This window comes from Scytonema sp. HK-05 (assembly GCF_963872035.1).
GTDB lineage: Bacteria > Cyanobacteriota > Cyanobacteriia > Cyanobacteriales > Nostocaceae > Kalymmatonema.
The window spans coordinates 1-13,890 of the sequence record NZ_CAWMYC010000068.1 but is presented as its reverse complement, the minus strand read 5'-3'; the positions used below and the strand labels follow the sequence as shown (position 1 = coordinate 13,890).

10 protein-coding genes and 2 pseudogenes are annotated in these 13,890 nt (G+C 45.4%); 7 read left to right on the top strand and 5 right to left on the bottom strand.

Annotation, left to right across the window (positions count from 1 at the left end; all coding sequences use genetic code 11):
- Nucleotides 1–137 precede the first annotated feature (137 nt).
- Entirely contained in the window at nucleotides 138–3,692 is a 3,555-nt protein-coding gene (locus AACT52_RS09725) for a two-partner secretion domain-containing protein (RefSeq protein WP_073630457.1), read from the top strand.
- A 124-nt stretch (nucleotides 3,693–3,816) separates the two neighbouring features.
- Here the strand turns inward: AACT52_RS09725 and AACT52_RS09720 are convergent, their stop codons facing one another.
- From AACT52_RS09720 to AACT52_RS09710, 3 genes and pseudogenes are all read right to left on the bottom strand, one after another.
- Nucleotides 3,817–4,416, bottom strand: coding sequence for a gamma-glutamylcyclotransferase (locus AACT52_RS09720; protein ID WP_073630455.1), 600 nt, complete (start codon nucleotides 4,414–4,416; stop codon nucleotides 3,817–3,819).
- 231 nt (nucleotides 4,417–4,647) lie between these two features.
- Nucleotides 4,648–6,297 carry a hypothetical protein gene (locus AACT52_RS09715; protein ID WP_073630453.1) on the bottom strand — a complete coding sequence of 550 codons (1,650 nt, stop codon included), beginning with the start codon at nucleotides 6,295–6,297 and terminating at the stop codon, nucleotides 4,648–4,650.
- 530 nt (nucleotides 6,298–6,827) lie between these two features.
- Nucleotides 6,828–7,109 (bottom strand): annotated as a pseudogene (locus tag AACT52_RS09710) (zinc ribbon domain-containing protein); the annotation flags it as partial.
- Nucleotides 7,110–7,726: 617 nt separating this feature from the next.
- Between AACT52_RS09710 and AACT52_RS09705 the strand changes: the two are divergent.
- From AACT52_RS09705 to AACT52_RS09685, 5 genes are all read left to right on the top strand, one after another.
- Nucleotides 7,727–8,983, top strand: a complete 1,257-nt coding sequence (locus AACT52_RS09705) for a glycoside hydrolase family 10 protein (protein WP_073630451.1) — start codon at nucleotides 7,727–7,729, stop codon at nucleotides 8,981–8,983.
- 338 nt (nucleotides 8,984–9,321) lie between these two features.
- Complete coding sequence (locus AACT52_RS09700; RefSeq protein ID WP_073630449.1) at nucleotides 9,322–9,504, top strand: nuclear transport factor 2 family protein; 183 nt, start codon at nucleotides 9,322–9,324, stop codon at nucleotides 9,502–9,504.
- Nucleotides 9,505–9,576: 72 nt separating this feature from the next.
- A complete protein-coding gene (locus AACT52_RS09695) occupies nucleotides 9,577–9,978 on the top strand; it encodes a hypothetical protein (RefSeq protein WP_143172763.1) in 402 nt (133 codons plus the stop codon).
- 187 nt (nucleotides 9,979–10,165) lie between these two features.
- Nucleotides 10,166–10,450: an AraC family transcriptional regulator gene (locus AACT52_RS09690; protein ID WP_073630444.1), complete on the top strand. Its 285-nt coding sequence runs from the start codon at nucleotides 10,166–10,168 to the stop codon at nucleotides 10,448–10,450.
- A gap of 174 nt (nucleotides 10,451–10,624) precedes the next feature.
- Complete coding sequence (locus AACT52_RS09685) at nucleotides 10,625–11,224, top strand: hypothetical protein (RefSeq protein ID WP_073630442.1); 600 nt, start codon at nucleotides 10,625–10,627, stop codon at nucleotides 11,222–11,224.
- Nucleotides 11,225–11,640: 416 nt separating this feature from the next.
- Here AACT52_RS09685 and AACT52_RS09680 read toward each other — a convergent pair whose 3' ends face one another.
- Entirely contained in the window at nucleotides 11,641–13,137 is a 1,497-nt protein-coding gene (locus AACT52_RS09680) for a site-2 protease family protein (protein ID WP_073630440.1), read from the bottom strand.
- A 62-nt stretch (nucleotides 13,138–13,199) separates the two neighbouring features.
- Complete coding sequence (locus tag AACT52_RS09675) at nucleotides 13,200–13,415, bottom strand: hypothetical protein (protein WP_143172762.1); 216 nt, start codon at nucleotides 13,413–13,415, stop codon at nucleotides 13,200–13,202.
- Nucleotides 13,416–13,467: 52 nt separating this feature from the next.
- Here AACT52_RS09675 and AACT52_RS09670 point away from each other — a divergent pair.
- Nucleotides 13,468–13,890 (top strand): annotated as a pseudogene (locus AACT52_RS09670) (hypothetical protein); the annotation flags it as partial.

Genomic DNA, 13,890 nt, shown 5'->3' with positions numbered 1-13,890 from the left:
TCAAGCTGGTGTTAATAAAGTTGAAGCGTTTGTAAGAAACACTCTTAGCTGATCGCCACAATTATTTTACTATTGTTTAAGCTTTTGTAAACAGCGCCTGAGTTGTGGTTAGGGATGCGGAGGGCAAAACAGCTTTTATGAACAGGTGGCATCTGAAATCATGGTTCTTAATTGGCAGCGCCTTGAGTGTGCTTGCCTGTGCATTACCAATCGCAGCTCAAGTCGTTCCCGATAACACACTGCCAAAAGCAGAGCAAACGCAAGTCACAGGCAATCCCAACTTCCAAATTGACGGTGGAGCAAGGCGGGGGGGCAATCTGTTCCACAGCTTTCAGCAGTTTTCCGTACCCACCGGAGGTTCTGCCTTCTTCAATAATGCAGCAGATGTACAGAACATCCTGACACGAGTCACAGGTGGGTCAATTTCTAATATTGATGGCTTAATTCGGGCAAACGGTACAGCCAACCTGTTCTTGCTCAACCCAAATGGCATTTTGTTTGGTCCTTCTGCCTCTCTCAACATTGGCGGTTCCTTTGTGGCTACGACTGCCAATGCTCTAGGCTTTCCCAACGGCGAGGTGTTCAGCAGCGATGCGAAGAGTCCGTTGCCTAGTCAATTGCTCACCGTTAATCCCAATGCTCTGTTCTTTAACCAACTCACGCAAAAGCCAATAATCGTTCAATCTCGTTTTGACGAGAGGGTTTTCAATGAATCTAGTTTTAACGGCACGGGTTTACACGTTCCCCCTGGACAAAACCTATTGCTCGTGGGTGGAGCGATTCAACTAGATAGTGGAGAGCCATTTATTCCCACAAGCCCCCCTGGACAACCCATATTGTCTTTTTTATTCACCCCTAGTGCCAGAAAAAATGTTCAACCAGACGGTGGATGGTTAATTAGTCCGGGAAGCTATGTCGAGTTAGGGGCTGTAGGTGGGGTAGGAACTGTTGGTTTATCGACAGCTAGCCCTGATTGGCAACTGACGATACCCGATGGAGTGCCAAGAGCAGATATCTCCTTCAGCAATGGCAGTGGTATTGACGTTAGGGGAGCCAGTGGCAGTATTCGATTGCTTGCCCAAAACATTGATATCAAAAGAAGTTTACTTCAGATAGGGATTCCCTACGATTCGAGGTTACCCGATACCCAAACTGGAGATATTGATCTGAATGCAACTGGCTCTATCACACTCAGCCGGAGCCGCTTGGGCAACGGGTTATTTGGAGTGGGAACTATCGGTAGCATCAATCTAAGTGCGGGCGATCTCGTCTCTTTGGATATCGCTGATGTATCCAATGTGGTACGCGAAACTGGTGTCGGTAACGCTGGCAGTATCAACATCACCACGGGGTCGCTTTCTCTCACGGATGCTGGACTGAGTTCCGTAACGTATGGACAGGGAAATACAGGCAGTGTGAATATTAATGCCCGCGATACCGTCTCGTTTAAGAGCACTTATATATTCAATCGAAGCGAAACTGGTGTCGGTAACGTTGGCGGTATCAACATCACCACGGGTTCTCTTTCTATCACCAATGTCTCTTACCTGATGAGCGACACTTTAGGACAGGGAAATGCAGGCAGTGTGAATATTAATGCTCGCGATACTGTTTCTCTCACGAATAAGAGTGGACTGAGATCCAGCACTTTTGGACAGGGAAATGCAGGCTCCGTGAATATCAATGCCTACAATACTATTTCTTTGGATGACAGTGATGTAGCGAATTACATATTCTATGGCTCCGGTAACGTTGGCGGTATCAACATCACTACAGGATCGCTTTCTCTCACCAATGGCAGTGTCCTGCTTTCCAACACTTTTGGACAGGGAAATGCAGGCTCCGTGAATATCAATGCCCGTGATCGCGTTTCCCTAGACGGTTCGCCCCCCATCCCTGGCACACGCCCCAGCACTATCGCTACACAAGTGGGATCAGAAACACTAGTGGGATTAAAAGCTGTAGGTCAAGGCGGAAATGTGACGATTACCACTAGCTCACTGTCTCTAACCAACGGAAGTGGCGTGAATACCTCTACCCTAGGGCAGGGAAAAGCCGGTAGTGTCACCATTAATGCTCGCGATGTCCAAATGAGTGGAACAGCTCGTAGTTTTACCTCCGACTCCGGTGAAGTTAAGAACTTCGCTAATGGGGTGACTACCTCAGTGAAGTCAGGAGGGGTGGGGAATGGAGGAGACGTAACTATCACCACAGGCTCTCTGTCTGTTTCTGACTTTAGCACAATTAACACGAATACTGAGGGGCAAGGCAATGCCGGGAAGATCCAGATTCAGGCAAGCGATGCCGTCGAGTTTGATGGGGGGAATGCCATCAGCAGGCTTGAGCAAGGAGGAGTGGGCAGGGGTGGCGATATTGATATTACAGCACGATCTCTCTCACTGCTCAATGGCGCTCAACTTGCAGCTTCCACCTCTGGAGAGGGTAACGCTGGCAACATCACACTCAGTGCTAACACGGTAGGTTTGAGTGGTGGGGGACAAGTGCTGACCACGACGGCTAGTAACGGTCGTGCTGGTGACATCACGGTGAATACTCCTGATCTACAGCTATCAGGGGCAACCAGTGGTCTATTTGCCGGAACCACTAATGCCGGGGATGCAGGTAACTTGACAATTCAACCACAGGGCAACGGGCAAAGTGTGCGGGTGAACCTGCAATCCGGGGCACAAATCTCTGCTTCCACCTCTAGCAGTGGTCGAGGTGGAACGTTGGCAATTACTGCCCCAGAGTCGATTACTCTTACCGGGAATGGTTCGGTTATTGCTGCAGGCACCGGTGGCGGTGGTGCAGGTGGCAACTTAACTCTTCGCACAGGCACCCTCGGCATTCAAAACCAAGCAGAAGTCACCGTCAGCAGTTCGGGCACAGGCACTGCAGGCAACTTGTTTGTCGATGCCGATCGCATCTTTCTTGACAACCAGGGCAGAATTCGAGCTGACACTTCTGGCGGTGGTGGGAATATTAATTTGCTCGCTCCCCTAATTCTGTTACGAAACGGCAGTAACATCAGCACCAACGCCACGGGTAACAACATTCCCGGTGGCAACATTGGCATTGATACCCGGTTTCTCGTGGCTGGCAAGAATGAAGATAGCAATATCAGCGCCAATTCACAGGATTTTCGTGGCGGTAATGTCAGCATCAATGCCTATTCTATGTTTGGCATTCAACCGCGTTTTCAGCCGACCTCCTTAAGTGATATCACTGCCACGGGAGCGAACTCTGCCTTAAATGGTACAATCAATGTCACCACAGCAGGAATTGACCCGACTTCTGGTTTAGTTGAATTACCGATTGAATTTGTAGATCTGTCGCGGTTGATTGCTACTGGCTGTCCTGCTAACGAGGGTAACTCTTTTATCATCACTGGTCGAGGTGGCTTGCCTCCCACTCCTGAGCAGGAATTAGACGATGACGCCGAGTGGCAAGACCGACGTAGGCTAACAGTTGGTCAGCATTCCCCACAGCAACCCACACCCCATACCCGAAGCACTCACACCCCAAACCGTTCACAACAGCTCACGCCGAAGCCCAAATCCTACACCCCAATCATCGAAGCAACTGGATGGCAGAGAACTCCCAGTGGAGAAATTATCCTGGTTGCCACCACACCTAACCCAATGCTGCAGCATCCGTTAAAGGAGCCAGTTAACTGCATTGGCAGACAGTAAACTGTTTGCAGCGCTTTTCAAGTAAATAAAGCACTCTGTAGGGGCACGGCATAGAACATTGGTGTCACTCGCTTCGCTCTAACAGGACGTTCTAGACGTATCTCGTGGGCTTTTCAAGTCGTTCCTAAGCCGATCGCACCCAATGTTGTGCCTGATGGCGCTGTTGCAATTTGTACATATGGTTAAACAAACTCCAACAATATTCCTCTGGCAATCCGCAAGTGACAGCGCCCCGCAGGACAACATTAAAGTACCAGTCGTTGGGGGCGGCTTCCTCTAAGAGTTTGTTTACTACCACGTAAGTACGCACATTTTTATATACTTCTTGTTTGCAGTGGATATCTACAAATTCATGGCGGTAACCACCATGCGGAACTTCTTCTCGTTTATCTAAGTGTTCGCTTAATCGCCAAGGTAGCTGATAGAGTACACCATTCACACTCGCTTTAGGGTCTTTCACCACATCCAAAACGCCACATTTGCGACTAGGTGAAAGACGATAAAATCCAAGTCGATAACCTTTGAGTGTCGCATGACCGATGACAAAGGGGTGCGTATTTTCACCAAGGGAGCGCTTCAAATCAACAGGACACATACACGAGCCGTAAGCAAAATAGTAAAACATCGGCTCTTTCTCTTGTACTTGTTGCAGTCTCAAATCTGAGTTTACAGGATGAAGAGTTTGTACCCAAGTGTGGTGTACGTGTCCAGTCTGATTGCTCATTGATTGCGAGTATTATCGACTACGTAACATATCATATTATATCCTAGAATCAGATGCAACTTATCCCGACGAACAAACCGTAGATTTCACTGGGTGTAGAAGATCTGACTTTTCACGTCATGTGGAAAAGTCCACAAAAAATCTAACTTTCTTTCCCCAAAATTCTTGCGTCTCTCTCCTTATAGGAGAGAGAAATAGAAGCGAGGTTTTCCAGATACCGTGAAAAGTAAGCTACTGATAGGTTGTGCTGATCCGGTTCCAAGTGTTGACTATTATACGTAAATCCTCGGGTAAGCTATTTTGAGAAACGTCGTTGTATTTAACGGTACCATCGCGGCTGGTGAGGGTGTAGGTGATGTAATCAGCAGCGCCTCTTGGTGCTGGATAACTCACATTGTTGAATTCATCGCTTTGCTGTTCTAGCAATCGCTGAAACCTTTGGACTTGTTCTAAGGGAATACGGCGAACGCTACGCCCAGAATCATTGCTATCACCAATTTGAACACGAATCAGACGCCCGTCGTCGAGCAAAACAGTTTCGTAGGTTCTACCAGCAAAGCCACCGCTGGAGATTTGCCGAAAAATCACGCCGCTATCCAAAGGTAGTGGTAACTCACTTCTAGGAATGGAAATTGGCTTGCTCTGTGTATTGTTATCAGCAATTGAGCTAGCTTTTTCATCTAAAATAACAGTACCCGATTCGCTAACGCGATAAACCAAGCGTTGTTGCCCATCGCTCACACTCACCTCCCAACCTGGTACAACAACTGCGGCGCATAAAGCCAGCGGATCTGCTATACCCAAACAGCTATCGGGCCATTGTCGCCGTTCCACCTCAGCTATCCGTAATTGCGAAATTGGCACTTGTGAACGCTTAGAGGCTCGTACCAAAACTCTCTCAGCAATATCTCTCGGTAAGTTAGCATTAGGCGTTTCACCATACTGGCTTGAAAGCTGAATTCGGGAAGCTTTCTCATCAGTGACAAACACCCAACGATTTAGCCCAGCGCCTACTGTAACTTGCCAACCAGAGCCATATGTCGATTGTGTTGGTTTAGATTCAACAATACTCAGCGACCTTTGAGGTAAACCCGACTCTTCACTTGCCCGACGCAATACAGCATCTCTGACTTTTGCAGGTAATCTGGCTTCAGTGACTTCGCTTTCCTTTTTATTCAACCTAATTTTGGAACCAGTTGTATTGGTGTGATAAACCAACGTTTGGTCAGCTGCTTTAACAACGACCCGCCAACCTTTTTCTAAAGCCTGGGTACAGCTTTCATCTGGTCTTGGTAAGTTCAAACAGCCATTGCCCCAAGTCCGTTGTTGAGCTTGAATAATATTTAGTCGAGAAGTCGGTAAATTCAAGCGCCCAGATGCGTCTTCTAGAACTGCATCCTCTATATAATTTGGAAAGTTTTGTGGCAGATTTCTTGTCAGAATATAAGGATTTGCCAAGCGTACAGAACGCCCGTTCTTATCAGTGTGATAAATCCATGTTTGACTACCATTTGAAAGGACAACGCGCCAACCAGGAACTAATGCTTGTGTACAAAATTCGTCAGGATTTGGCAAATTCATGCATCCGTCACGCCAAGTCCGTTGAGTGTAATCAATGATTTCCAGTTTTCTGTCGGAAATTTGCTCTCTCTCAGATAAATCTTGCAGTACCGCAGAAGCAACTCGGCTTGGTAAGCTGTTTGTTTTAATGTTTTCTTTTAGGACTTCGTTGGCTGTTTGGGCAAAGTAGTTTGCCGGAGCTGCTGTTGCGCTTTTTATCGCTGAGAAACTGCTACCAACAGATAACATCCCAGATAAAACTAACGCTGTGAAAATTCGCGCTTGTTTCGTAGTACAATAAGTTTTTAGAGTATTTTTCATAGCAATATAAGAATCTTAGCTATAGCGAAAATAGTAACTTATATCAAGTCCGGTTAAATACTCATCATTACCCTAAGAACCCCACCCCAGTAAAGCTGCGCTTCACTTCCCCTCCCCGCTTACGGGGAGGGGATGCGCGGGGTGGGGTGCAATTAACGTGGGAATCATAACTAATTAGCCGGACATGATATTAAACGTTTGTATATGAGTTAATAGATATTAGTATGAGTCAACCGACAAAAACTAATAACTAGCAACTATGAAAAGAACAAATGGTTTTCTCATCCCATATAAGAAGAACGACTTGGGATAATTGAAGCGCCTGTTTGACGAGGCAGATGTGAAAATAGACGCTACTATGATTGTCCATTGTTCCTTATTCTCTATACTAAATTTATGCTGGGTGAAAATACCTCACCCAGAAGACTCACCAGATTGGGTGATTTGGATGGAAAAAAACTCAAAATTCCGCAGCTAGGAACCCAGAAGGAGCCACGAAGAATAAGAGCGGATTCTTGACACTCTCCGCCCTAAAGGGTCGGAGATTCTTGGTTCGTTGACTCGCCGTTAGACGACAGGGTTACCCCAATCGCCCAAGAGGGCAAATCACGCCTGCGCGACGTTCCCGTGTGCCCCACGGTACTGAGTCCCAATCTCAAGATGTTGATGCTTGCATTCACGTCTCTATCCTCCACAAATCCACAATGTGGACAGACATGAGTTCTAGTCGATAGAGATTTCTTCACCTTCTCGCCACAATTAGAGCAATTCTGGCTCGTGTTATGGGGAGTCACAGCAACTGTAACCTTTCCCGCTGTATTGCTCGTCACAACGACTCTGCCAAACCCATCAAATGGTCATATACAGTGGCACAGATGATGGAGAAATTCGCGCTCGTATTAATGCAAAGCTGTACTTAGCTGCAAAGGATTTATGTAGCAATTCTCACTTAGCGAGTTGTTTTTTCGTCATTTTTCTACTGGTAGTGGTTTTCATATCTAAGTAAGTAGGCGAGAAAAAATCAAACTATGTAAAGAAAAGTAAAGCTTGGAAACTAGCATGCGTAGTAAGCGCTTACTACATACCGTTCGGAGTTCGGCGAGGCTCACTCGAGCCGCTGATCTCACGGCGAAGCCTTTAATTATTTACACGCTCGCTACTTATTAAATACAGTTGTTGTGGAGTGAGCCTTTTGCCCGCCTTCCATCAAGAGATTTACAGTTACAGCATTTAACAGTTGTAGTATAAATCAACAAAGAGGATAAAGTTTTCCGCAAAAACCAGGAATCTTTAAAAAAGATTAACAATGATGAATCATGCTTGACCTGAGTGGGAATGCTATATGCAGGCGCAAGAGCAACTTTTGCCCATTGACCTAAGTCATTACTGATCGTTTTCTCATACAAAATTTAACTTTTCTCATAAGTAGATGACGAAAAAATTGTTGAAATGGTATAATATATTTCTATGTCGGGAAGCTCAAGCAATCAAAAAACTGGGATTTTTTGCACTTGTGGTAGCCCTAAGCATGGTAGCTGCGGTGCTGCTCTCGTTTCCCTTATATGCTCAAAAAAATACTCCTTACCGTCCGCAGATGTCTGAGTTACGGGGTGTGTGGTTAACTAATATAGATAGCGATGTGCTGTTTGATCGCAATCGTCTGCAAGGCTCTTTGCAAAGCCTGAAAAATCTGAACTTTAACACTGTTTATCCTACAGTGTGGAATTGGGGTTGGACACTGTACCCCAGCAAAGTAGCACAAAAAGTGATCGGGCGATCGCTCGACCCAGCCCCGAAACTGCAAGGGCGAGATATACTCAAAGAAATTGCGACAGTCGGACATCAAAAAGGCTTAACAGTCATTCCCTGGTTCGAGTTTGGCTTTATGGCACCTGCCGACTCACAATTAGCCAAAAATCGTCCGCAATGGTTAACCAGTCGCCGCGATGGTAGCAAAATTTGGAAAGAAGGCACCCATGATCGGGTTTGGCTGAATCCCTTTCACCCTGAAGTTCAACAATTTATCCAAGATTTAATTGTCGAAATCGTCCGAAACTACGACATCGACGGCATTCAATTTGATGACCATTTTGGCTTGCCTGCTGAATTGGGATATGACGCCTACACAGTTGCATTGTACAAAAAAGAACACCGTGGTCAAGCTCCTCCAATAAATCCTCAAGACCCAGAATGGCTACGGTGGAGAGCTAATAAAATAACTGACTACATGAAGCGGGTCTTCCAAGCCATCAAAGCGACTAAAAAAAATTGTCTTGTCTCTGTATCGCCTAATCCCCAGCGCTTTTCCTACGAATCCTTTTTAGCCGACTGGGAACAGTGGGAACGGTTGGGACTTGTTGAAGAACTGATTATACAACTATACCGTGATGATCCAGATGTCTTCGTTAAAGAACTAGAGAACCCAGAAGTGAAAGCAGCACAAAGTCATATTCCAGTGAGCATAGGCATTATGTCTGGCTTAAAAGGCAAATATGTACCTATGCAACAAATACAGACACAAGTACAAAAAGTGCGAGAACGCAACTTTGCAGGAGTCTCGTTCTTTTTCTACGAAACTCTCTGGAACGTAACTGGCGAAACATCACAACAACGTCAATCTGGTTTCCAGAAAATTTTCCCAACACCAGTTGCTTATCCGAATCTACTGGCTGGTTGGAAACCGTAACAAGTAGAAGAGTGGGGAGAAAAAGTTAAAAGTAAAAATACTTTCCTTTTCGCTCAAACTCAAAATTCAAGGTAGGGGACGCATTAATCTACACAAAACGCGCAACCCGACAACAAATCGAGCGGCATTTTTCGTGAAAGCTTGACAATTTTTTCTAAGAAACCGCTCGATTTGGGGCACTTCACGACTAATCGTGGAGCGTAGAACGAGTAACCGTAAAAGGGTTGCGCGTTTTGTGCAGGTTTTTTCCACGGGGCGGGTTTGGAAACCCACCTGTACTTCAATAAATTAATCAAGTGGTTGTATTCTAAACCGCGATTGTAATATAGCTTTTCAAAATGATCCCACTTGATGCATTTGAAGAAGGAGAAGCATTATTGACAAAAGCTGATAGTCAAACGATTTCAGGCGATTTGCATGCAACGCTCGTTTTTGAAAACCGTAGTGATAAGTGGCAGATTGTACATGAGCATATTTCAACACCTGTTCGAGATACTGCCTCAGCCGTAAGTGGTTTGTAGCTCAATGCGACTCGATTAAAGCGGGTAGCAGCAGAAGTATTTGATTGTTAACACAAGTGGAGTATGGGAACGATGAGTCAATTGCCTCAGAGCGATATTAATGATGAGGCTGAGATTAGAAACCTAACTCGCAAATGGTTTGATATCTGGAGCCAAAAAGAAAAACCGTTTACGGGTGTAGGTCTTGAAGAAGTTTTCGATCCAAGATCGGGTGAGATTCTCGTCTACGATAATTTTGATGGCGATGTGATCATTATTCGGAGTGTGCAGGAGTACATTGACACTTGGATTCCCATTATGCAGCAGCGACTCTCATATCATGAAATCAAGCCCGAAGGCGAGATCGATATCCAAGTGGACGGTAATATGGCTCTGTCTACATTTATTTGGGTGAGCAAAAGCAAGTTGAGAAATGGCGCTGATGTCAGTCTCCGCTTCATTAAAACCGGAAAAACTGCGGTGCCTCATTACTAAGCGCGTTGGTGAGCGCGCCAACGATCTGGGCGCTAAGATGCCCCAAACGTCGATTTTTCTAAAAAAATGAGTATTTATACATGGGCGATTTTTCCTCTGGCTCGGCAGATTTTTCAATCGTTGTGACCCAACCGACAATACGCAACTCATACTGCCTGGGGATCGACTGCGCCGTGTTACCGATTATGTGCAAGCGCATTTAGACACGGATTTGTCGCTTGATGACTTGGCTCAACAAGTTGGGATGAGTACTTATCACTTTTCACGCCTGTTCAAACAATCAACTGGTGAAAGTCCCAATCAATATGTCGTGCGCCTTCGGATTGAAGCAGCGAAGCGACTCTTGAGGGAAACCGATTTAGGTGTGCTGGAAGTGGCGTCTTCGGTCGGGTATAACAGCCCCAGCCACCTAGCTACTCAATTCAAACCCTTAACAGGTGTAACTCCCAGCGCCTATCGCCACACACGCTAAAAAGTAGCAAGATTCCGAAGGCGATCGAGCAGACCATGCCTACATCACTAACATTGATCGCTAGGTCTTCGCAAATCTGTATCATTTACGCACCTCCAGTTCTGCGGTTTTCACGGTAACTGTGTGAACTGCAGTCAGGTTTAACCAAATTTTCTGATTTTGAGGAGGCAGATTTTGGCTGACTCTACTTACTCTCCTTCTAGCTCAAACAGATACGAGCAATTCATCGCTTTGAATCGACTCACTACCGATCTACTTGATGAAGTAAATAATTGTGTCGTGCTGATGTCTCAAATCATACTAGCATTACAAAAACACCTTCAGCTCCTTCCAGATCTAATCATTGAATGGTTGGCTATCGTGGCTCAAAACCAAAATTATGTAACTCCTGTAAAGACAGCAAATGTCTGGATTAATGAAGTTTTTGAGAATCAAGATGCTTTATTGAAACAGTATAATCAATGCTCTATTTCTGAGTTGCATGAACGTGAGAACGCTCTATACATTTGGGCAGTGACACGAGGTTTACAGAAACAGGAGGAGTTACTCCAGATGTTGCTAAAACTAGGGTTAAGTTGCTCCGATCTTGAAGAATTGGAGCAAGCAATGGGTAATCGTAGTACATTATCCGATTGCTGGTCGTTTCTAGAATTTATATTTGTAACTAGGGCAATTGTGGGCGAGTTAAATGTAGACCTGAAGCACGTATCCGGTCTGATTGAAGCTGTAAAAATTTGCACACAGATGACCAAAGGACTGTCTCAAGAGCATTGATGTCCATTTTTCTAATAATGGAAATTCGTAATAGTGTGATACCTGAATTTTGAAAAATACCAAAATTAGAAAATTAACCTGCGGAATGTGGGTTTGAACTAATACCAAGCGTGAAAAAAGAATGCGACAGATACACACTCCCAAACCCTCGTTATGTTAGGCTTTCTTAATGCCGTACAGAGATGAAACGCTGTACTTAGTGAATTGGTATAATTCCTTGGTTTAGGATGCAAGCCAAAACGCGATCGCCCGGCACGGCACTGCGCTTTGCGCAATCGCTCTCGGAAGTAAACGCGCTCAACCCTGATTCCTTCATTCCGCACTTTTTCTAAGTCGCTAAAAAGTAAAAAGTTAAAAGAAATTCTTTTTACCTTTAACTTTTAACTTTTTACTTATGTAGTCCACCCGAAGCATCATCAGCCAATCCCCAAACGCCCAGCTAAACCGGGAGTGAGTGGAAGGAGAGTAGCAACCATCAAGAACAAAGCCAAAAGACCCAAAGCAGCGCGTGCATCATCAGGTTCGCTGATTTCATTTAAGCTGGGACGTTCTAAATCTCGTTGTAAAAACAGAATCACAATTGCCCAGTACATAGCCAAAGGATTAGCCAGAGACACTAACCCCAGCACAATTAGGGTTGCTATTGTTGTTTGTCCTGCAGTTTTGCGTCCGTAAATCGCTTGGACAATGCGACCACCATCGAGTTGACCTGCTGGCATCAAATTTAAAGCAGTAATGACCAAGCCCAACCAACCAATCACCACAAGTGGATGTACATCTACCAAAGGTGATTGTAATGCAGAACCGAGGATAACTCGTGCCAAAGTTCCTACAAGAATCGAACCAGAGAAAAACTGATTTGGCAATTGAAATAGACTACCTTGATGAGAAAGCAGTAATCCAGTTACCAACATTAATAAAGATACAATTCCTCCAGCCGCAGGTCCTGCCAAGGAAATATCGAATAGTACCTTACGGTTGGGTAAAAAAGATTCAAAACGGGTAATAGCACCAAACGAACCGATTTGCACAGCCGGAAGAAAGTAAGGTAAGCTAAGGCGGATTTGGTGACGGCGGGCAAGTAACCAATGACCAATTTCGTGAGCTGCCAAAACCACTAAGATACCGACACCAATCGGTAAAGCTTCTCGGAAGCGTTCTGGGTTGCTAAAGAAATCAAAATTCAGGAGTAACCCCCCAGTCTCCAGGCTCGTGGCGATTGTTCCCACCAGCAGGATAACAGCAAAGATTTTCTGTGGTAAGGTCATCGGACGAGGGTCATTGCGGCTAGGAAGGACAATCACCACGGGTCTACCATCTGTGTTTTCCACTAAAAAAAGACGGTATTTATCACCTACTCGTTCTCGCAAACTCGCACTCAGACGGTTATGAACCGCTTCTGGCTCTCCTCGCAAATTTCCTTTAAAGATGGCTCCTTCTTGGTAAGCAATGGTTTCTGTGGTAAAAAATGTATCAATGCCGAAAATACCTTTAATGATATTTAAGTCTTCTTCAGGTATCGGCGGGACTTCAAGTTTCAATTGTGCAGATCCTTCCGGAGCGGTGGAATTATCTGTGGGACTGGCTTGTAGTGAGGCATCAGCCTCAAGCCTTTGAGTTGCCCGTTGCCTGAGTATCGCATCCTGTCCGGCGGCTCGCAACTGTCTTCCTAAAAAGATGTATACCCCAGCGGATGCCACCAACAAGAACAATATGCCTACTATATTGATGTAAATGCCTGCGGCAAACAAGCCAAAAAACAACAACCAAGGACCCATCAATACCACCGACTGTAACCAGGCTAAGATTCCCAGTTTGCCATAAGGTCTAGCGCGATAAAAGCCCCAACCTAAAATTCCGAAAGCGGCCAGCACAATTGTGGCAATAATAGGTGTTTCTGATGAATTCAACATCTTTAAACCTTTGTTTTTGAAACCAAGCCTGAGTAAGTCAGTTGTTCAGGGATATTAATAATTTATAACGAGGCTGGCGCTTTCTTAGAGATTAATGTAACCGATGAGGAATCTGGTTTGCCTTTATCAGTGCTGAATACAGAATAGAACGAAGCGCGAAAAGCAGCGATCGCGGGCACTTCGTGCGATTGCGCTCTCTTGCGTGCCCCGAATCGCAATCGCCATGCAGGGCACTGCACTCCGCGCAATCGCCATGCAGGGCAGATCCTGCGGCTCATCGCCTTCTGGTGTAGCAAAGACGCACTTGCGTTCGCTGCGCAAGGAAGCGCGATGTTCGCACTGTTAAAAAAGCATTTTGGTCACAAGCAAGCGAATTTAAACGCAACAGAAAAGGAAATTTTTTCTTGGTTCAGTAGAGGTTTTGCTAGGTTCAAATCCTGTAAAGCTAAAAGCCAGGTTATCAAATTCAAGGCTGGCAACTACAAAAATGGTACTTGGTATCCCAAAACAACCAAAGGCTTAAAGTATGAAGCATCTCAAGCAGTCCCATATCAATGTGAATATGGCACACAGCTAGTTTACCAGCGGGGTAAATGGTTTGCTTGCTTTCCGCAAGTGGTTGAGATTGTGGGAACCGGAAGCGAAAGAGTGATTGCTCTCGACCCTGGAAACCGCACTTTTTTGACTGGCTACGATGGGGAGAACATTTTAGAGATTGGCAAGGGAGATATCGGGCGGATACAGCGTATGAGC